20 protein-coding genes are annotated in these 18,910 nt (G+C 56.3%); 9 read left to right on the top strand and 11 right to left on the bottom strand.

Annotated elements, in window-relative coordinates; all coding sequences use genetic code 11:
* Window positions 1–51 precede the first annotated feature (51 nt).
* The 5 genes from L6439_RS15810 to gyrA all read left to right on the top strand — a co-directional run bounded on the left by L6439_RS15810 (window position 52) and on the right by gyrA (window position 7,478).
* Window positions 52–867 carry a GDSL-type esterase/lipase family protein gene (locus L6439_RS15810; RefSeq protein ID WP_168179348.1) on the top strand — a complete coding sequence of 272 codons (816 nt, stop codon included), beginning with the start codon at window positions 52–54 and terminating at the stop codon, window positions 865–867.
* A gap of 24 nt (window positions 868–891) precedes the next feature.
* Window positions 892–1,857 (top strand): ABC transporter ATP-binding protein, encoded by a 966-nt coding sequence (locus L6439_RS15805; RefSeq protein ID WP_168179349.1) that lies wholly within the window; start codon window positions 892–894, stop codon window positions 1,855–1,857.
* Window positions 1,850–2,839, top strand: coding sequence for an ABC transporter permease (locus L6439_RS15800; protein WP_213468268.1), 990 nt, complete (start codon window positions 1,850–1,852; stop codon window positions 2,837–2,839). Before L6439_RS15805 ends, L6439_RS15800 begins: the two co-directional genes overlap by 8 nt.
* Window positions 2,840–3,023: 184 nt before the next feature.
* Window positions 3,024–5,015: a DNA topoisomerase IV subunit B gene (parE, locus tag L6439_RS15795; RefSeq protein WP_168179351.1), complete on the top strand. Its 1,992-nt coding sequence runs from the start codon at window positions 3,024–3,026 to the stop codon at window positions 5,013–5,015.
* Between the two features lie 15 nt (window positions 5,016–5,030).
* Window positions 5,031–7,478, top strand: coding sequence for a DNA gyrase subunit A (gene gyrA, locus L6439_RS15790; protein ID WP_213468269.1), 2,448 nt, complete (start codon window positions 5,031–5,033; stop codon window positions 7,476–7,478).
* Here the strand turns inward: gyrA and L6439_RS15785 are convergent.
* On the bottom strand, window positions 7,475–7,645 hold the full coding sequence (locus L6439_RS15785) for a hypothetical protein (protein WP_168179346.1): 171 nt from the start codon (window positions 7,643–7,645) through the stop codon (window positions 7,475–7,477). The two genes, gyrA and L6439_RS15785, sit on opposite strands and share 4 nt — an antisense overlap.
* Before the next feature lie 245 nt (window positions 7,646–7,890).
* On the opposite strand from L6439_RS15785, the gene L6439_RS15780 reads away from it, so the two are divergent.
* Complete coding sequence (locus L6439_RS15780; RefSeq protein ID WP_168179353.1) at window positions 7,891–8,349, top strand: MarR family winged helix-turn-helix transcriptional regulator; 459 nt, start codon at window positions 7,891–7,893, stop codon at window positions 8,347–8,349.
* A 26-nt stretch (window positions 8,350–8,375) separates the two neighbouring features.
* On the opposite strand, the gene L6439_RS15775 is transcribed toward L6439_RS15780, so the two are convergent.
* The 7 genes from L6439_RS15775 to L6439_RS15745 form a co-directional block, all read right to left on the bottom strand.
* On the bottom strand, window positions 8,376–9,692 hold the full coding sequence (locus L6439_RS15775; protein ID WP_213468270.1) for a CapA family protein: 1,317 nt from the start codon (window positions 9,690–9,692) through the stop codon (window positions 8,376–8,378).
* A gap of 36 nt (window positions 9,693–9,728) precedes the next feature.
* On the bottom strand, window positions 9,729–10,427 hold the full coding sequence (locus tag L6439_RS15770) for an RluA family pseudouridine synthase (protein ID WP_213468271.1): 699 nt from the start codon (window positions 10,425–10,427) through the stop codon (window positions 9,729–9,731).
* The gene (locus tag L6439_RS15765; RefSeq protein WP_168179356.1) at window positions 10,424–11,287 is read right to left on the bottom strand and encodes a class I SAM-dependent methyltransferase; all 864 of its coding nucleotides are present in this window, start codon (window positions 11,285–11,287) and stop codon (window positions 10,424–10,426) included. The genes L6439_RS15770 and L6439_RS15765 overlap by 4 nt, the downstream gene beginning before the upstream one ends.
* A gap of 134 nt (window positions 11,288–11,421) precedes the next feature.
* Window positions 11,422–12,123, bottom strand: coding sequence for a response regulator transcription factor (locus L6439_RS15760; RefSeq protein WP_168179357.1), 702 nt, complete (start codon window positions 12,121–12,123; stop codon window positions 11,422–11,424).
* A gap of 237 nt (window positions 12,124–12,360) precedes the next feature.
* Window positions 12,361–12,594 (bottom strand): 3-dehydroquinate dehydratase, encoded by a 234-nt coding sequence (locus L6439_RS15755; RefSeq protein ID WP_168179358.1) that lies wholly within the window; start codon window positions 12,592–12,594, stop codon window positions 12,361–12,363.
* A 264-nt stretch (window positions 12,595–12,858) separates the two neighbouring features.
* Window positions 12,859–13,149, bottom strand: a complete 291-nt coding sequence (locus L6439_RS15750) for a YxcD family protein (RefSeq protein WP_168179359.1) — start codon at window positions 13,147–13,149, stop codon at window positions 12,859–12,861.
* On the bottom strand, window positions 13,150–13,587 hold the full coding sequence (locus L6439_RS15745; protein ID WP_168179360.1) for a hypothetical protein: 438 nt from the start codon (window positions 13,585–13,587) through the stop codon (window positions 13,150–13,152).
* Between the two features lie 205 nt (window positions 13,588–13,792).
* Between L6439_RS15745 and L6439_RS15740 the strand changes: the two genes are divergently transcribed.
* Window positions 13,793–14,338: a DUF309 domain-containing protein gene (locus L6439_RS15740; RefSeq protein WP_213468272.1), complete on the top strand. Its 546-nt coding sequence runs from the start codon at window positions 13,793–13,795 to the stop codon at window positions 14,336–14,338.
* A 46-nt stretch (window positions 14,339–14,384) separates the two neighbouring features.
* On the opposite strand, the gene L6439_RS15735 is transcribed toward L6439_RS15740, so the two are convergent.
* Complete coding sequence (locus tag L6439_RS15735) at window positions 14,385–14,927, bottom strand: PadR family transcriptional regulator (RefSeq protein ID WP_168179362.1); 543 nt, start codon at window positions 14,925–14,927, stop codon at window positions 14,385–14,387.
* 173 nt (window positions 14,928–15,100) lie between these two features.
* Here L6439_RS15735 and L6439_RS15730 point away from each other — a divergent pair, with 173 nt between their 5' ends.
* Window positions 15,101–16,075 (top strand): CobW family GTP-binding protein, encoded by a 975-nt coding sequence (locus L6439_RS15730; RefSeq protein ID WP_213468273.1) that lies wholly within the window; start codon window positions 15,101–15,103, stop codon window positions 16,073–16,075.
* Between the two features lie 58 nt (window positions 16,076–16,133).
* On the opposite strand, the gene L6439_RS15725 is transcribed toward L6439_RS15730, so the two are convergent.
* Together L6439_RS15725 and L6439_RS15720 are read right to left on the bottom strand one after the other, a co-directional pair.
* Window positions 16,134–16,766 (bottom strand): beta-class carbonic anhydrase, encoded by a 633-nt coding sequence (locus L6439_RS15725; protein WP_168179364.1) that lies wholly within the window; start codon window positions 16,764–16,766, stop codon window positions 16,134–16,136.
* Window positions 16,767–16,768: 2 nt separating this feature from the next.
* Window positions 16,769–17,140, bottom strand: coding sequence for an iron-sulfur cluster biosynthesis family protein (locus L6439_RS15720; protein WP_168179365.1), 372 nt, complete (start codon window positions 17,138–17,140; stop codon window positions 16,769–16,771).
* 144 nt (window positions 17,141–17,284) lie between these two features.
* Between L6439_RS15720 and L6439_RS15715 the strand changes: the two genes are divergently transcribed.
* On the top strand, window positions 17,285–18,802 hold the full coding sequence (locus L6439_RS15715) for a carboxypeptidase M32 (RefSeq protein WP_213468274.1): 1,518 nt from the start codon (window positions 17,285–17,287) through the stop codon (window positions 18,800–18,802).
* Window positions 18,803–18,910: the final 108 nt, after the last annotated feature.

The following is an 18,910-nucleotide window of genomic DNA, read 5'->3' as shown; positions in this document are numbered from 1 at the left end:
TTGCAGAGGATGTTCCGGTTGCTCGGGCAATGATGTTGAGGGAGGATGGCTATGCATCGCAGACCGATCTCGCAATTATGGAGCTGGATTGTTATATTCGGATGTTTGTCTACGGTTCTGCTCGTCATCGGTTTTGGCTTCGGGGTAGCGGATATTTTGCGGCCGGCGTCCGTTCCGTTCACGGATAAGCCGGAGATGAAGCTGCCTCCGGTGGAGGAGACGAGCCGTTCGAAGGAGCTATTGATTGCGTCGCTCGGCGATTCGCTGACGAGAGGAACCGGTGACGGCACAGGCGAGGGCTATGTGCGCCGGACGGTGTCATTGCTGAAGGAAGATACCGATAAGCCGGTCACGCTGCTTAATAATATGGGGATCAACGGCTTGAGGGCGGAGCAGCTAGCCGAACGCGTTGAGCAGGAGAGCATCGGCTATGTGCTGAAGAAGGCGAATGTTATTCTGCTGACGATTGGAGGCAATGATTTGTTCCAGAGCGCGCAGAGCGAGCAAATGAGTCCATCCGCTTTGGATGAGCGCGCGCTGCTGGCGAAGACCGAGAAGGGGACGGCCGATCTGAAGCGCGTTTTGGAAGGCATCCGCCGTTGGAATCAGGATGCGCTGATCGTCTATGTCGGGCTCTACAATCCGTTCGCGGATCTGAAGGAAATGAAGCAGATCGGAAATACGGTCGTTCAGAAATGGAACGATGAGGCGTTCCGCATCATCAATCAGGACGGGAATATGCTGCTCGTCCCGACGTTTGACTTGTTCCAGCAAAATATCGGAAGTTATTTGTCTTCGGATCATTTTCACCCGAACGGGGAAGGCTACCAGGCGATCGCGGAGCGCATCGTCCAGAGCATCCGGTAAGGAGCGCGTGAGAGGAGGAAGCTTATGAGCATGGATTCATCCATCGTACTGTCGGTGCAGCAAGTCGTCAAGCGAATCGGCCGCAAGTCCATCATTAACGATGTCACTTTCGACGTGCGGGCAGGGGAAATCTTCGGCTTTCTCGGCCCGAACGGGTCGGGCAAGACGACGACTATCCGCATGCTGGTCGATCTCATTAAGCCGACAACCGGGCGCATTCAAGTGTGCGGATTCGATGTGAATCGCGAGCCGGAGCGGGCCTTGCGCTATGTTGGCTCGATTGTCGAGAACCCGGAGATGTATAACTTTTTGACCGGGTGGGAAAATTTAGAACATTTCGCCCGCATGATGCCGGAGCTGGGACCCGAACGAATTCAGGAGGTCGTCGACATCGTCGGCCTGTCGAACCGGATCCATGACCGGGTCAAGACTTATTCTCTCGGCATGCGGCAGCGTCTCGGCATCGCGCAGGCGCTGCTCGGGCGGCCGAAGCTGCTTATTCTGGATGAGCCGACGAACGGGCTGGATCCGCTCGGCATCAAGGAGCTTCGCGCCTTTATTCGCGAGTTGGCCGACAGCGGCATGGCGGTGTTCGTCTCCAGCCATTTGCTGAGCGAGATTCAGTTGATGTGCGATCGCGTCGCGATAATTAGCCGCGGGAGAGTGCTGGCTGTCGATGATGTCGAGCGGCTGCTGACCGGAAGAAATCAATTCGTCATCTGGCAGGCGCAGCCGGCCGCCAAGGCGAGGGAGATTCTGGAGCGCAGCGGAGCGGTCCGGTTCTACAGCCGGGAAGAGGGCGTTATCGACGCCGCGGCGCTTGTCGGGCTGCCGGAGGACGCGATATTGACGGAGACGGCTCCGGATCGGATTGCGGGGCTGAACCGAAGCTTGCTGGATGCGGGTATCGAAGTCGAAGGAATCCAACGCATCATGCCGACCCTGGAACAGCTATTTTTGGAGATAACGGAGGGGGAGCGCATTGAGTAGCCTGTTGCCTTTGGTTCAGAACGAGACGATCAAAGTGTTGAGGAAGAACCGCTTCTATGTCATCCTGCTTATCCTCCTCATCATTATTCCGGTCTTCACTTATGCGCAAATGAAAATCGCGGAAAACAACCGCGAAAAATTCCAGCAAGACTGGCGTCTTGAGCTGCAGCAGCGGATTACGGACATCCAGAACTCGCTCGGCAGCGACCGGGTGCCGGAGGAATGGAAGAAGTACCGGCGCATCGTCCTGCAGCAGCTTCAATATAATCTCGATCACAATATCAATCCGAGCGACCCGAACGGGGTTACCTTTACCCGTACCTTTTTGGACAATGCCGTCACGCTGTTCATTCCGTTGCTTGTCATGGCGATCGCGAGCGACATCGTGTCCTCCGAACGTTCGACGGGCACGATCAAGATGCTGCTCACCCGGCCGATCCGGCGCTGGAAGGTGCTGCTCAGCAAATGGATCGTGCTCATGATGTTCACCGGCATCATCGTATTGTTGACCGCGCTGCTGTCCTATCTTATCTCCGGGCTCATCTTCGGTTACGGCGGCTGGACCTATCCGATTTTCACCGGTTTTTCTTTAAGCGGAACGGATGTCAATTTCGAGGCGGTGCATACGGTGCCTTCCTGGCTCTATATGTTGATGCAGCTCGGACTGGTCTGGTTCTCGAGCATTGTCGTCGCAGCGCTCGGCTTCATGATTTCAGTGCTTGTCCGCAGCACGGCAGCCAGCATCGTGACGCTGATGGCCACCTTGATCGCCGGATCGATTCTATATAATATGGCCTCTTCCTGGCCGACAGCGAAATATTTATTCATGATTAACTTGAAGCTGACGGATTATTTGGCGGGAACCCCGGCTCCCGTGGAAGGGATGACGCTGCCTTTCTCCCTCGCCGTATTAACGGTATGGGGAGCCGCCGGATTGATTGTCGCATTCCGCGTCTTTACGAAACAGGATATATTGAATTAGAATATACAAGTACTTGTTTTCCTTGTTCGTATAGATTTTCGGACAAACTTATCAAGAATGCGAAACATCTGTTTGCATCCGGACGATATACATGGTGGGAGTGTTCTCCTGTCCTACGGATGCGACAGATTTTCTTTTGATTATGACAGATACATTTGAATGAAGGATTGAAGGAGGAGCTGGAATGGTCGAGCAAATCGATTTGTTCAAACAGCTGCCGGGCAACGAGGGAGCATCGGAGAACCGGAACGGGGACTATGGAGCGGACGATATACAGGTCCTGGAAGGGCTTGTCGCGGTTCGCAAGCGGCCGGGCATGTACATAGGCAGTACGAGTTCCTCGGGTCTGCATCATCTGGTATGGGAGATTGTGGACAATGCCGTGGACGAGCATTTGGCCAAGTTCTGTTCTCAGATCGATGTAACGATTCATAAGGACCAGTCGGTGACGGTACGCGACAACGGGCGCGGCATCCCGACAGGCATGCATAAGACGGGCGTGCCGACGCCGCAGGTCGTCTATACGGTGCTGCACGCAGGGGGCAAGTTCGGCGGCGCAGGGTATAAGAAGTCAGGCGGCTTGCACGGAGTCGGCGCTTCGGTAACGAACGCGCTCTCGGAGTGGCTCGAGGTGGAGATTTTCCGGGATGGGCATATTCATAGACAGCGCTTCGAATCGTGGACGGAGGAGAACGGGACGGAGCATGTCGGGGAGCCGGTGACCGGTCTCGAGATTATCGGCAATACGAACAAGACCGGCACGAAGGTAACCTTTAAGCCGGATGCCAAAGTGTTCCATGGGAACATTCATTTGAGCTACGACAATCTGGCCGAGCGGCTGCAGGAGATCGCCTTCCTTAACTCAGGCCTAAAGGTCACGCTGAAGGACGAGCGCACCGGCAAGGAGGATACCTTCTACTATGAAGGCGGGGCAAGCGAATTTGTCCGCTTTTTAAATGAAGGCAAAAATGTGCTGAGTGAAGTCGTTCATTTCGCGGCAGAGAAGGACGATACGGAAGTGGAGGTCGCACTTCAGTATAATGACGGCTATACGGAGACGATCGCTTCGTTCGTCAACTCGATTCCGACGCGCGGCGGGGGCACGCACGAGACGGGCTTCAAGACCGCTTACACGCGCGTGATGAATGAATATGCGCGCAAGAACAGCCTTCTCAAGGAGAAGGATAAAAATCTCGACGGCAACGACCTGCGCGAAGGCATGATGGCGGTCATCAACGTGAAAATGTCGGATGTCGAATTCGTCGGACAGACGAAGGATCAACTGGGCAGCGCGTCTGCGCGGAGCGCGGTCGATACGGTCGTGTCCGAGCATATGAGCATCTTCCTGGAGGAAAATCCGCAGGTAGCCCAGATGCTTGTCAAAAAGGCCATCCAGGCCTCCAAGGCGCGCGAGGCGGCCCGCAAGGCGAGAGAAGATGTGCGCAGCGGCAAGAAGCGGAGCGAAAGCTCGAACCTGAACGGGAAGCTGACGCCGGCCCAATCGAAGGATTATACGCGCAATGAGCTCTTCATCGTCGAAGGGGACTCGGCGGGCGGATCGGCGAAGCAGGGCAGGGATTCGCGCTTCCAGGCGATTTTGCCGCTGAAGGGCAAGCCGTTGAATCCGGAAAAAGCCAAACTGGCCGACATTTTGAAGAATGACGAGTACCGCACGATCATTCACGCGATCGGAGCGGGCATCGGCACGGAATTCGAGGCGGAAGAGAGCAACTATGCCAAGATCATCATCATGACCGATGCCGATACCGACGGCGCGCATATTCAGGTGCTGCTGCTGACGTTCTTCTACCGCTATATGAAGCCGCTGATCGATCAAGGCAAGGTGTATATAGCACAGCCGCCTTTATATAAAATTACGCATAAAAAGGGCAAGCATGTGTCGGTACGCTACGCCTGGTCCGATGAACAGCTAAGCAACTATATGAAGCAGTACGGATCGAGCGCCGAGATTCAGCGGTACAAGGGGCTCGGGGAAATGAATCCGGACCAGCTCTGGGAGACGACGATGGATCCGGAGACCCGCACGCTGCTGCAGGTTCGCATCGAGGATGCGGCCAAGGCGGAGCGCAGAGTGTCGACGCTGATGGGCGACAAGGTGGAGCCGCGCAAGCGCTGGATCGTGGAGAATGTGGATTTTGCGGAGTTCGAGGAATAGAAAGGTGAGAAACTGATGAGCGTATCGGAACAATTCAAACCAGCGTTTCTGGAAGATGTTGTCGGCGACCGGTTCGGCCGGTACTCCAAATATATTATCCAGGATCGTGCGATTCCCGATGTCAGGGACGGCCTCAAGCCGGTCCAGCGCCGCATTCTGTATGCGATGTATGAATCCGGCAATACCCCGGACAAGCCGTACCGCAAGTCGGCGAAGACCGTCGGGGACGTCATGGGGAACTACCATCCGCACGGGGATGCGTCAATTTATGACGGCATGGTGCGCATGGCCCAGCCTTGGAAGATGGGACATGTGCTCGTAGACGGGCACGGCAACTGGGGCTCGCAGGATGACGATCCGGCAGCGGCGATGCGGTATACGGAAGCGCGGCTGTCTTCGATAGCGATGGAGCTGCTGAGAGATATTGAGAAGGATACGGTCCAATTCCGTCCGAATTTCGATAATACGGATAAGGAGCCCTCCGTTCTGCCCGCACGCTTTCCGAATCTGCTTGTGAACGGGGTCAGCGGGATTTCTTCCGGCTTCGCCACCGAGATTCCTACCCACAATTTGCGCGAGATCATCGATGCTTGCACCGCGCTGATCGACAAGCCGGGGATGGAGTTGGACGATCTGATGCAGATCGTGCATGGGCCCGATTTCCCGACGGGCGGGATTATTATGGGGGAAGACGGCATTCGCGATGCGTATCGGACCGGACGGGGCCGGATTTACATTCGGGCGAAGACGGAAATCGAGGATATCCGCGGCGGCAAGCAGCAGATCGTCATTACCGAGATTCCGTATCAAGTCGTTAAAGCGCGGCTCGTCACCTCCATGGAGAACATCCGGCTGGAGAAGAAGGTGGACGGCATTGCGGAGGTTCGGGACGAGAGCGGCCGGGACGGCCTGCGTATCGTCGTCGAGCTGAAGAAGGATGCGGATGCGAACGGAATTCTGAATTATTTGCTGAAAAAGACGGATCTCCAGATCGTCTACAACTTCAATATGGTCGCGATCGTGAACAAGGCGCCGCAGCAGCTCGGCCTCAAGCCGATGCTGGAGCAGTACATCAGCCATCAGAAGGAAGTCGTTACGAATCGCACCCGTTACGATCTGAACAAACTGGAGGACCGGGCCCATGTCCTGGAAGGCTTGGTCAAAGCATTGGATATTTTGGACGATGTCATCGCGACGATCAAGGGCTCCAAGAACCGTCAGGATGCGCAAGCCAATCTGATGGACAAGTACGGCTTCACGGAGCGGCAAGCCGATGCCATCCTGACGCTGCAATTATACCGTCTGACCAATCTGGAGCTGACGGCCCTGACGAAGGAACTGGACGACATCCAGAAAAAAATTACGGAGTTCCGCGCGATACTGGACAATGAGCGCAAGCTGCTCTCCGTGATTAAGAAGGAACTGAACGAGATTCGCAATAAGTACGGCATCGACAGACGGTCGGTCATTCAGGGAGAGGTCGAGGAGATCAAGGTCAACCTGGAAGTGATCGTCAATGCCGAGGATGTCATCGTGACCTTATCGAACGAAGGCTACATCAAACGGACGAGTCTGCTCTCGTTCACCCGTTCGGGCGGGGAGTGGGAAGGCTCCGGCGTGAAGGAAGGCGACTATATCCGCCAAGTGTTCGAGGTCAATACGCTGGATCGGCTGCTGCTGTTCACGCAGCGGGGGCAATATTTCTCCCTGCCGGTTCATCTGCTGCCCGAATTCAAATGGAAGGACAACGGCACGGCGATCGTGAATGTGATTCCGATCGGGAAGGAAGATCGGATCGTGAGCGTGATTCCGGTCAAATCGTTCGCCGACGAGCACTCCTCCCTGCTGTTCGTCACCAAGCGGGGCCAGGTGAAGCGCACCTTGCTCAAGGAGTACGAGACGAACCGTTCCGGGGCGATCGCGGCCTGCAAGGTCGCCAAGTCCGATGAAGTGATGACGGTGCTGCCAAGCGACGGTTCGCACGATCTCATGCTTGTCACGAAGCTGGGGATGTCCATCCGCTTCGCCGAAGAAGAGGTAAGCCTGATGGGACGGGCCGCCGGCGGCGTGCGCGGCATTCAACTGAAGGAAGACGATGATGTCGCTGCGGCGCTTCAAGTCATGGGAGACGAAGGAGAAATTACGGTCATATCGGATCTCGGATGGGGCAAGCGTTCGCTGCTGCTCGACTATCCGACTCAAGGACGCGGCGGCAAAGGGATCGCTACCTTCGAGTTCAAAGAGGGGAAGCGGGTGAAACCGAATGGAACCCGCCTGATCGGCGCCTTCTTCAGCAAGACCGCCTATCCGATTACGTTTATTACCGATGCGGGACATGCCCATACGCTGCTGACCGAACAAGCGCCATTGATGGACCGGAAGGCGCAAGGCCGCTCCCTCGTGCCTATGGACAAAGGGGAAGAAATTACAGCGGCGGTCGTGATCGTCCCGCGGGGCGATTAATCATACGGCTTGTGCGGAGGATGCAGATCATCATGCATTCGGATTATCCATTCTAACAGGACCCGCAGGGGCACCGGTTCATCGAGCCGGTCGACCCACTGCGGGTCTTGCTGCAGGAACCCGGCCTTCACGGCCTTATGGATAAGCTCGTCATCGGTGAACTTCATCAGCATTCCTCCTCGCTATTCGGTATGGAAATCAATCGGGACATTCGCCTATGTCTTATCGTATGCGCACCAGGCCCGCGGCGTGCAAATCCGGCCCGGAGCCGAGGCGGGAGAGGGGAACAAAGTACGAGAGCGCGGCAGACATGATGACCGCGCGTGGATCATGTGGTATAATTTACTTGTTTTTGGGAATCGGATATTGGCGTAATTGAACTCGGCACGGAGAAAAGGGGGAAGCAGCGGACATGCATGCAACCGAATTTGCCAAGCTATGGTCGAAGTTGTCGAAGGATTACAAGGGGGTAATGGATGAAGCTCTGGCGCCTAGTCTGACCGAAAGCCAGCTCGTCGTTCTTGAGCTCGTGGCGGAGTACGGCAAGGTGAAGCCTTCCGATCTGCTGCCTCATCTGGCGACGACTCCGGCAGCGATTACGACATTGCTCGATCGGATGGAGAAGAACGCGCTCATTATGCGTGAACGCGACTCGGCCGATCGGCGAATCGTGTGGATTCAGGCTACCCCGTTCGGAGAACAAGAGATGCGGCGCGGCATCGAGATTCGGGAATCGTATTGGAATGATACGCTGCATCGCATCTCCACCCATAATCAGCAGCTGCTCATTCTGCTGCTGGGCAAGCTGGCGAACAAGCCGGCCGCCCCTGCGCCCGATGCAGAGGCGGTCGCGGCCGGGACGAAGCGTTAATCCTCGTGATGCCGGGGCCGTTCTCGTTAGCGGGCCGGCAGTGCCTGAAGCAGCACCGGCACTTCGGACATGGAGGCGATGTGGCTGGCCGCCCGCTGCTTCATGTTGGACATCTGCTCCCGCTGCTGCTTGGTGAACCGTGTATCCTTCTTATCCTTCAAGACCGGGGATAGAGGAATGACGCTATATTTGCGTTTTTCATGCGGCCCATGAATGTGCACCCAAGTGGGCTCCGCCGAAATATCCTTCAGCTCGATCGTCCCTTCCGGCATCTGCTTTTCGATCGTGACGCCGAAGATGACACCGACATCTGTGCCGTCTCCTCGTTGATTCGATATAAAGTTACCCAATGAATAAATAATAAGTCCATCCCGCGTCTGGCCGTCTTTCTCCTTGACGGTCAAGCGCTCATAAGGCTGCAGCACATGCGGGTGCGAGCCAAGAATGACATCCGCTCCGGCTTGGACGAGCTTGCGCGCCAGCCGGATCTGTTCCTTGTTCGGCTTCGGCTCGTACTCGGTTCCGAAATGCAGGGCGATGACCACGACATCGGCTCCCGCCGAGCGGGTCTTCCGAATATCCTCGATCATGCGCTTTTCGTCAATAAGGGAGACGAGGTAGGGCTTATCCTTGGGAAGCGGGATTCCGTTCGTCCCGTATGTATAAGCGAGAATCCCCATCGATATCCCGTTCTTCTCCAACAATGTCGGCTGTTTGGATTCCCACAGGGAAGCCGAGATGCCCTTCGTGACGAATCCGCGATCCTGCAGCACTTCTCTCGTTCGCAGCGCCCCGCGCTCGCGCCGGTCCAATGTATGATTGTTCGCGGCGGTGACGATGTTGAAGCCGGCGTCCTTCAATGCGTCGGCCAGCTCCGGCGGCGCATTGAACATCGGGTAGCCCGTATACACCTTCTCGCCCCCAAGCAAAGGGGTCTCCAGATTCGCCCAGCACCAGTCGGCTTCATGCAAAATCGGCTTCACGTTCGCGAAGAACCCGCGGAAATCATACTTGCCGGTCTTCGGATTCAAATAAGCCGGGAACTGCGGCGAATGCATCATAATATCGCCCACGGCCAGAAGCCTGCCGCTCAGCGTATACGGTTCGGCTTCAGCAGGGGGCTCTTCGGCTTCCGCTGCGGCGTCAGTCTCGTCTGTCGATGCCGGCACCGCCTCCCCGGCAGTGTCCGGGGCCGCCTGTTGCTCCTCTCCCGCCTCCAGCGCGGCTGCCTGCCCCTGATGCGCATGAGGCTTGGGGGCGAGGGATCCGCAGGCCGTCAGCAGCAGAATGACCAGCATGGCGCAAATGAATCTCTTGCCGTCTATCCATCGATACTTGTTCAACGTGTGCAACTCCCTTCCCTTGAGACGAAGGCGGCATCAGCCAAGGATGCTGTCCTTCCATATGGTCCAAGGGTATTCATGAGGCGGGGCGGAATAGAACTCCATCTCCATCTTCGTAACTGGATGGGGGAAGGTCAACCGCCGCGACCAGAGCGCAAGCTGCTGGCCCGGCCGATTCAACTCGGCCCCGTATTTCTGATCTCCGTACAGCGGGCAGCCCAATTCCTTCATCTGGACGCGAATCTGATGGGGTCTCCCGGTGTGCAGCGCAATCCGCACAAGCGACATGCCTTCGGCGCTCCCGAGCACGTCATAGTCGAGCACCGCTTCCTTGCCTCCCGCCGTTCCGGCAGGGACGACGCGGACCGTATTGGTCCGGGCATCCTTGAGCAGCGTATGCTTCAGGGTGCCGTGCGGAGAGGCGGGAACGCCATGCACGACGGCGATATATTCCTTGCCCAGCTCCCGCTTGCGGACCGTATCCGACAGCCGCGAGGCCGACTTCGAGGTCTTCGCAAACACCATCGCGCCGCCGACGGGGCGATCCAGCCGGTGAACGAGGCCAAGGTATACATTGCCCGGCTTGTTATGGCGTATCTTCAAATCCTGCTTAATCGCCGTAAGCATATCCATATCCCCCGTATCATCGGCCTGAGACAGCAGGTTCGGCGGCTTGACGGCGACGATCACATGGTTGTCTTCATGCAGGATGTCTATGTTCGGCACGGGAGTCATGCCTCCCAGCGTCCCAGGATGCCGCATGGAAGCACCAGTCCCGATTGCGTGATCGGCAGTCCGATCTCGCCGCTCGTAATTTTTCCTCCATACCGCTTCTTCATCGTCATGCTGAGCAAATTGCTCAGCACGGAGGGGGAGAGCCCGGTCGTATAGGAGTTGATAAGCAGGAACAGCGGGTTGTCCGACATGATTTTCAAGCAGGAGGCGAGGAACGGGTACAAGCTCTGCTCCAGCTTCCACGTTTCGCCGCCGGGACCTCTGCCATAGGATGGAGGGTCCATGATAATGGCGTCGTACTTATTGCCGCGGCGCTCCTCGCGCTGCACGAATTTGAACACATCATCCGTTATGAAGCGAACCGGCCGGGAACCGAGGCCGGACAACTGCACATTTTCTTTGGCCCACTGCACCATCCCTTTGGCCGCGTCCACATGGCATACTTCCGCGCCCGCATAAGCGCATGCGACGGTTGCTCCGCCCGTATAGGCGAACAGATTCAGCACTTTGATCGGGCGGTTCGCCTGCGATATTTTCTCCATCATCCAGGCCCAGTTCACCGCTTGCTCCGGAAAAAGCCCGGTATGCTTGAAGTTGGTCGGACGGATATGGAACTTCAAGTCTCGGTACTGTATCGACCAGCGTTCCGGAACCGGCTTCTTCATCTCCCAGCTGCCGCCTCCCGAAGAGCTGCGGTGGTAGTGGCCGTGAACCTGGTGCCAATGCTTCGTCTCCCGGTCGATAGGCCATATAATTTGCGGATCCGGGCGGCGCAGGATGACATCGCCCCAGCGTTCCAATTTCTCGCCGCTCCCGGTATCGATGACTTCGTAATCTTGCCAATCTTTTGCCATATACATATCGTGCACTACTTCCTTTCTGACTTCAGTCACTAAGCGTTATTGTACTATAACCGAACGGCGGGCGCCAGAAAATCCGCATGCAAACATGCCCGCATGGCATCATTGGCTTCATACGGGCAGTCGCGCCGGTCTTACTCATATTGAAACTTGTAGCCTACGCCTCGAACGGTGACGATATAACGGGGGTGGGCGGGATCGCGCTCGATTTTTTTCCTCAGATTGCTAATGTGCACCATCAGCGTGCGCGTGTCGCCGAAGCTCTCGGAATTCCATATATGCTGATACAGCTGTTCGAGCTTGAATACTTTGTTCGGGGATTTGGCGAGATAGGTCAACAGATCGAATTCCTTCGCAGACAGCGAGACGGTCCTGCCGCCGACCTTCACGTCGTGGCTGAGCAGATTGATCTCTAGTTCGCCATATTGCAAGTGGTGAGCAGATGGTGCAGGCAGGATCGAATAGGACTGCTGCGTTCTGCGCAAGTGAGCCTTGACTCTGGCCACCAGCTGGCCGGGGCTGAACGGCTTCGTGATATAATCATCGCCGCCTACAGTCAGACCCATAATAATATCCATGTCCTCGCTTTTGCAGCTGATAAACAGGATCGGGACGGAGGATGTTTTGCGTATTTCCTTGCACACTTCGTAGCCATCCAGCGACTTCAGCAAAATATCGAGAATGATGAGATCCGGATTGGTCTCCTTGACCATGTGCAAGGCAGAATATCCGTTATCCGCCACGAAGACCTGATACCCTTCACGCCTCAAATACAACGAGATAAGCTCGGTGATTTCCCATTCGTCATCAACGATTAATATCCGTACGTCCTTCATTACCGGTCATCCCCTCCGCTCTTCTTCCCATTATAGCGAATGTTGTCAGATGATGACAATCTATACCTGGGTTTTCATAGGAGGAAGTGAATGAGAGTGGCCTCTTGCACGCGCCCCAAGCAGGATAGGGGCGTTCCGACATAAAACGGCGCCTGTCCGATGTAAGGACAGACGCCGCGTTCAGGTTCAGGCGAAGTTCCCTATTCGATTCGAGGCGGAGGACATGTCCAAGCCGACTCAATACAGTGACAGCGCGAGCGAGTCCATCTCCCGCTTGGAGTGCAGGATCGCCTCCGACCCGATGATCTCGATGCTGATCAAGGATTCGAGGCAGGTCTTGATGGCTTTCTTGCCTGTACGCACCTTCGTGTTCAATGCTTCCATTAGCAGCGTGAATGTATTTTTGTGCGATATATTTGTGCAAAACACGGGAATTTTACGCTCCTGAAAATCGATATAGACAGTTTTCATAGTAACGGACCTCCTTCAACTTCTGATTATTTCCGTTATAGTCATTCTACGAAAGGAACATTAAATGAACATTAAAATCATAAGACAATGTTGTTACAAATCGAAAAAAAATGTTACGCAAGGCATGAAATGGAGGCAGAAAATAATGAAAAAAAACGGCGAAACGTGAAAAACGTATTCGTTTTTCTGTCTGCCGCCTGCATGTATGAATGTGATGCCAGGGCAGGGAAGGCAAGCTCGGGCTGCCCTCCCTGTCCGCAACAATTATAGGCTGGTATCGACTTGAGCCCAGATCTCATCATCTACTTCCAGGCGAATCTGGTGCCGGAAGGCACGCTGCCCGTATTCCTTGTAGACGTATTGCTCGATCGCTTCCAGCAGGTTCGTCTCGACCAAGTATTGATGCCGGCCGTTCACCCACACCTCGGCGGTGAATCCGTGTTCCTCATCCCAACAGAGCTCGACTTCAATATCCGTCGGTTGAACCTGTCTGCGCATCGCCAGGTGCAAGCACACGGCATTCACGATCTCATCCATGCTGATGCGAAGCTGCATTTAGTCCCACCGCCCGCTTTCCGGCCGCGGCGGCTTGCGCCGATCCTTGAATTTGCGGAAGACCATGACGACGAGCATGAACAGGGCGAAGAGCGCCATGAGATTCACCAGCAATCCCAAAATTTCTCCGAAGAAGCCCATGTTGCCGAACAATCCTCCGAACAGCATACCGGCCAATCCGCCGATCATCAGGCCCTTCATGAAGCTGCCGCCGCTGAAAAATCCTCGGTTCGCGGTCGTATTCGTGCCGGTTGTCTTGGTATTGCCGGTCGAGTCCGAACGATTCACCTGGTTGTTCGTCTCCGCCTTCTTCGGAGCGGGTTGATACTTCTTCACGCCCGAACGGAATGATCCCCCCCGCTTGGCATCCACCAGCGATGGCGTTGTCACCGCAAACACGAGCAGGAACGCCATCATCACGATAATCCATTTACGCATGAACTGCCTCCTCCAGTAGAATAGATGTATCCGATACTAATACGGGCCGTCCCGAAAGAGGTTTCAAAAAAATATTGAACTTGCTACAATGAAATTGTCTGTGCTGCAAATCATAAAAAAACGGACGGTTGAGGTGGATTTGTTACGGTTTACCATCCGCGCTTCGCGGGATTGCCGAATCCGGATAGATGAGAGGGGGAGCCGAATGGAGTATCCGACCGCGTACATCGAATATATGCTGGAATTCCACGGCACAAGGGATTGGTTCGAATGCCACGAGATTATGGAGGAACAATGGAAGGCGGAGTCATCGGCCGAACGCAAAGTCTGGTGGCTGACGCTCGTCCAGATCGCGGTCGGCTTGTACCATGAGCGCAGAGGCAATCTGGCGGGGGCCGGCAAAATGCTGCGCAGCGCGCTGGCCCACGCTCCATCGGTTGCATGGGCGGAGCTGGGGATCAATGGGAAGGAGCTTGTCTCTCAATTGACGGAGCGGGTGGAGGCATATCGTCATGGGGGTCTTCGGGACAGGACATATGCCGAGTGGAACTTCCCCCTTGCCGATCCCGGGCTGGCGGCTCTCTGCGAGGCCCGTTGTCTCGCCCGGGGCTGGCCGTGGTGCAGCACGGGCAGCGAGCAAGACGAGAGCATTCTTCACCGCCATAAGCTGAGGGACCGCGAGCCGGTCATGGAAGCGCGAAGGGAAGCCCAGCGCCTGAAGGGGCGGAACCGGAAGCAGGGGCATACGTAAGCTCCCGTTCCGCCGGGAGAGGCGCCTCAGTCCGCATCCGTTCCATTCAGGAGGTCGAGTCTTCTTCCTCCAGCATGCGGACGACCCAGCGGCACCATTCGATCTGGGCCGTCGCGAGCGAGATCGCGCGGTGCAGCAAAATGTAGCTTCCGAACTTTTTGGAGCGGACATGGCGTTCGTCCTCGGGTATGCGCTGCAGCAGCTTTTCATGGTATGCGATCTTCGTCTCCAGCTGCTTCTTGCGCGTCAAGAACAACGGGATGGCGAGTTCGCGGTCAATCATCCAGATGCACTTGGCCTTCAGGCTGAGCTCGTCGCGGGACAACTGCTCCGCCGGCGGCTCGCCCAACCAGTCCAATACCGCCTGCTTCCCCTGTTCCGTCAGCGAATAGACCTTCTTATCCGGCTTGTCCTTCTGTTCAATGCGCACATATTGCACGTAACCTTCCCGCTCCAGCTTGGCCAGCAGCGGGTAGATCTGGCTGTGCTTCGCCTGCCAGAACGGCTGGATGCGAAGCATCAGATCATAACCGGAGCAAGACTCGCTTGCAAGAAGTCCGAGTAGTCCGTAAGATAATGTATTAAGCACGGGGGTAACCTCCAATACAGGAATGGGTCTGCATCCCGCCTCCGGGCGGATTCGCACAGACCATTTCATATTCCATTATATGTAATTGATTACATAGATGCAAGCTTTATCGTCATCAACCCGCAATGCGGTTGCTGCGAGTTCAGGCAAGTGGAAATGGGGTAGAGTACGTAATGACGAACAAAATATCAGACAACAGGCCAAAAATTCCCGTCGTCATCCTGGCCGGCTTCCTCGGAAGCGGCAAGACGACGCTCCTTCAGCAATGGCTGCAGTGGAGCCTTGAGGCCGGCATGAAGCCCGCGGTCGTCATGAACGAGGTGGGCGAGGTGAATCTTGACGGGAAGCTGCTGCCCGAGGATGTGGCTATGACGGAACTGCTGAACGGATGCATCTGCTGCTCCATGCGGGGCGACTTCAGCCTCAAGCTGTACGAGCTGGTTCAGTCCGAACGTCCCGACATCATCTATGTGGAATGCACCGGCATCGCCCAGCCGATGGAGCTGGTCGACTCGATTACGGAGATATCGCTTTACTCCGGTGTCGTATTGAATCATATTGTGACCTTGGCCGATGCAGCTCATCTGGCCGCGCTCCTGGAAGGGGACACGCCGAACCGGAAGCTGATGAATCTGCTGCAGGAGCAAGTCCGGGCGGCTCAGCTTATCCTCGTGAACAAGGCCGACCGGGTGAATGAGGCGCAGCTGGAAGCGGTGCAGCGCCATCTTCGCACGTGGAATGCCGAGGCCGGCTTGCTCGTCACCGAGCGGGCAGCCATCGACCGTTCGCGTTGGCTGGACGCGATTCGGACGGGCGCTTCTCCCGCCGGGCAAGAGCGGAAGCCTGGCTGCGCTTCAGGGCCTCACGCGCACGACAAGGTTACCGTATGGACGCGCGCCATTCCGCGAGCGGTCGATAGCGAGCGGTTCGAGCGGTGGCTGCTCGGACAGCCCTCGAACGTATACCGGGCGAAGGGAATCGTCACCTTCACCGATACGACGAAGCGCTATATGTTCCAGTACGCCTACCGGGCGACCGAGTTCGTCCCTATTACGCCGCAGGGCGAAGTGGAGGATGTCATCGTCATGATCGGCGAGCAGATGGATGTCGCCGAGCTGGAGCGTTCCTTCCGCGTTATATGCCAATAACCACGAAAGCTCCTGGCGCAGAACCGAATGTTCTGTGCCAGGAGCTTTCGCCGTTAGATCAACGGGTGGCCGAAGGGGTATGCGTCTCTTTGTCCGCCAGTCCCGGATCGGATTGGAGATCCTCCAGGTAACGGTATCCGTCCGCTATCCATTCCAGCGCGCCGGTATCCGGATGTATAACCATGCCATGCACCGGGATATCGTTCGGCAGCAGCGGGTGCTTGCGCAAAATGCGCACGCTGTTCAGCACGCCTTCGTGGACGTCGTCGAAGCCGCGCAGCCAATGGTGCAGCTTGATGCCCGAATTGGTGAGCGTGTCCAGGACGACATCCTGAACTCCTCTTGCCTTCGCCTTCTCGATAATACCCTCGGAATTGAGCCCGGTCATGCCGCATCCATAATGGCCGACGACGACGACTTCGTTCGCTCCCAGCTCATAGATGGCGACGAGCACGCTGCGCACAACGCTGCCGAACGGCTGAGAAATAATGGCGCCCGCGTTTTTAATGATTTTGGCGTCTCCGTTGCGCAGATTCATCGCCCGGGGGAGCAGCTCGACGAGCCGGGTGTCCATGCAGGTGATAATGGCCATCTTTTTGTCCGGGAACTTGTTCGTCAAAAATTGCTCGTACTCCCGCTTGTCCACGAATTCCTTGTTGAATTCCAAAATGGATTCCATGTTGTTCTTCATCGTTATTCCTCCTCAGAAGCTGCCTCGGAAGCCTGGCGGCGATCCGAACAGACGACATGTGTCGAATAAATCTGCTGCGGACTGCTGAGCACGAAGGAGCCGGGAACCGCGCCGGCATCGAGCTTCATGCGCTCTTCATAAAACACGGTCTGGTGGCGGTCGATCAGCATGGGCAGGCTTGCGTTGTTCGGCAGTTCCTCGTCAAAGGCGCTCCGTTCCTTGACCAGCCATAGGGCGGGAACCCCGTTCACCGCGCACCCGCATCCGTCTGTATCATAGATGAGCTTGACATATCCTGCTTCGCCGGACGGCCCGTCCAGCTTCCGTCTCAACGCTTCGGCCGCTACCGGCGTGACTTCGATGCTGACTGACATTCTCTCAACTCCTCTCCAGAGCCTCAGCGCGACTGCCGCTTTTGAAAGTTGATTATATCCTGAACACCACGTATCATCAAGAGGTGAGCGAACACGGACATCAGGATCGCCCGAAGATTCAAGAAAAATGAGGTGAGTTCTCGTATGAGCACAAATGAACAGCCGGTATTGCAGAAATTTCGCGATATGTTGACGAAAATGAAAAGTTATGAGGAAGCGCTGGGCCTGATGCAATGGGATCTGCGGACAGGCGCCCCGCGCAAAGGGGCGGAGCAGCGGGCCCATGCCATCGGTTCGCTGTCGGCGGACCTGTTCTCGCTGTCCGTCTCTCCGGAGATGGGGCAATGTCTGGACGAATTGGAGCAGCCCGGCGTATTCGATTCGCTGAGTCAAGCGGATCGCAAAATGGTGAAGGACGCCCGCAAGGAATATAACCGCAGCCGGCTGATCCCGCCGAAGCTTCATCAAGAGTATGTCGTGCTGACCTCTCATGCCGAGACGCTGTGGGAGGACGCGAAGAAGAACGGAGATTACGAGTCGTTCAAGCCGTACTTGCGGGACATCGTGGCGAAGACGCAGCAATTCATCGATTACTGGGGCGTGCGGGATACGCGCTATGATACGCTGTTGGACGCTTATGAGCCGGACATGACCGTCGCGAAGCTCGACTCGATATTCGGGCAGCTCCGCGATCAACTCGTACCGCTCGTGCAGTCGGTCCAGGCCTCGGGCAACCAGCCGCCGGCCGAATTCCTGTACCAGGAATTCCCGATTGAAGGGCAAAAGGCAGTCAGCCAATTCCTGCTGAAGGAGATTGGCTACGATTTCGACGCCGGCCGTCTCGACGAGAGCGTTCATCCGTTCGCGATCGGGCTTAACCCGGGCGATGTGCGGATTACGACGCATTACAAGACGCATGATATGGCGGACGCCATCTTCAGCTCGCTTCACGAAGGCGGTCATGCGCTGTACGAGCAAAATATTAGCGCCAAATATGCGGGCACTCCGCTTGCGTCCGGCACCTCGATGGGGATCCATGAATCCCAGTCGCGCTTCTGGGAGAACCTGATCGGACGGAGCCGCTCCTTCTGGTCGAGATATTACGGACAGGTGCAGCAAGCCTTCCCGTCCCAGCTCGGAAAGGTGACCGGCGAGATGGTGTACCGGGCGGTGAACCGGGTGGAGCCGTCGCTGATACGCATTGAAGCGGACGAGGTCACCTATAACCTACATATCATAATCCGCTATGAAATCGAGAAGATGCTGTTCAATGAAGGCTTGTCCGTGGACGATCTTCCGGATGTATGGAACGAAAAATATGAGTCCTATCTCGGCGTCCGTCCGAAGCATGCGGGAGAAGGCGTGCTTCAGGATGTCCATTGGTCGGGCGGCGGCTTCGGCTACTTCCCGTCTTACTCGCTCGGCAATATGTATGCGGCTCAGTTCATGCATGCGCTGCGTCAGGGCATGCCGGACGTGGATAACCGTATCGCCCGCGGCGAGCTGCTGGCGATTAAGGAGTGGCTTACCGAGCGGATATATCAGCATGGCAAGCTGCTTACGCCTGCCGAAATTGTGATGCAGGTGACGGGGGAAATGCTGAACCCGCAATACTTGGTCGATTACTTGACCGCCAAAATGAAGGATGTCTACAGCCTGTAAACGCGTATAAAGATGAATCGAGGAGAAGCCGCGTCGCCCCGGAAGGGAAGGATGCGGCTTCTTCGCGCTGTGCGAATAACCATTTTTTCGCCGCCTGCATACGATGCA

It is taken from the genome of Paenibacillus dendritiformis, assembly GCF_021654795.1.
In the GTDB taxonomy this organism is placed as follows: Bacteria; Bacillota; Bacilli; order Paenibacillales; family Paenibacillaceae; genus Paenibacillus_B.
Note: the sequence above shows the minus strand (reverse complement) of the source record. Positions and strands in the feature narration are given on the sequence as shown.

What these genes read in the sequence shown, in the direction of transcription:
- L6439_RS15810 (WP_168179348.1), top strand. Translation starts at nt 52, where the DNA reads ATGCATCGCAGACCGATCTCGCAATTATGGAGCTGGATTGTTATATTC.
- L6439_RS15785 (WP_168179346.1), bottom strand. Translation starts at nt 7,645, where the DNA reads ATGAAGTTCACCGATGACGAGCTTATCCATAAGGCCGTGAAGGCCGGG.
- L6439_RS15755 (WP_168179358.1), bottom strand. Translation starts at nt 12,594, where the DNA reads ATGAAAACTGTCTATATCGATTTTCAGGAGCGTAAAATTCCCGTGTTT.
- L6439_RS15745 (WP_168179360.1), bottom strand. Translation starts at nt 13,587, where the DNA reads ATGCGTAAATGGATTATCGTGATGATGGCGTTCCTGCTCGTGTTTGCG.
- L6439_RS15730 (WP_213468273.1), top strand. Translation starts at nt 15,101, where the DNA reads ATGACGAACAAAATATCAGACAACAGGCCAAAAATTCCCGTCGTCATC.
- gyrA (WP_213468269.1), top strand. Translation starts at nt 5,031, where the DNA reads ATGAGCGTATCGGAACAATTCAAACCAGCGTTTCTGGAAGATGTTGTC.
- parE (WP_168179351.1), top strand. Translation starts at nt 3,024, where the DNA reads ATGGTCGAGCAAATCGATTTGTTCAAACAGCTGCCGGGCAACGAGGGA.
- L6439_RS15750 (WP_168179359.1), bottom strand. Translation starts at nt 13,149, where the DNA reads ATGCAGCTTCGCATCAGCATGGATGAGATCGTGAATGCCGTGTGCTTG.
- L6439_RS15720 (WP_168179365.1), bottom strand. Translation starts at nt 17,140, where the DNA reads ATGTCAGTCAGCATCGAAGTCACGCCGGTAGCGGCCGAAGCGTTGAGA.
- L6439_RS15740 (WP_213468272.1), top strand. Translation starts at nt 13,793, where the DNA reads ATGGAGTATCCGACCGCGTACATCGAATATATGCTGGAATTCCACGGC.
- L6439_RS15805 (WP_168179349.1), top strand. Translation starts at nt 892, where the DNA reads ATGAGCATGGATTCATCCATCGTACTGTCGGTGCAGCAAGTCGTCAAG.
- L6439_RS15725 (WP_168179364.1), bottom strand. Translation starts at nt 16,766, where the DNA reads ATGAAGAACAACATGGAATCCATTTTGGAATTCAACAAGGAATTCGTG.
- L6439_RS15760 (WP_168179357.1), bottom strand. Translation starts at nt 12,123, where the DNA reads ATGAAGGACGTACGGATATTAATCGTTGATGACGAATGGGAAATCACC.
- L6439_RS15780 (WP_168179353.1), top strand. Translation starts at nt 7,891, where the DNA reads ATGCATGCAACCGAATTTGCCAAGCTATGGTCGAAGTTGTCGAAGGAT.
- L6439_RS15765 (WP_168179356.1), bottom strand. Translation starts at nt 11,287, where the DNA reads ATGTATATGGCAAAAGATTGGCAAGATTACGAAGTCATCGATACCGGG.
- L6439_RS15715 (WP_213468274.1), top strand. Translation starts at nt 17,285, where the DNA reads ATGAGCACAAATGAACAGCCGGTATTGCAGAAATTTCGCGATATGTTG.
- L6439_RS15770 (WP_213468271.1), bottom strand. Translation starts at nt 10,427, where the DNA reads ATGACTCCCGTGCCGAACATAGACATCCTGCATGAAGACAACCATGTG.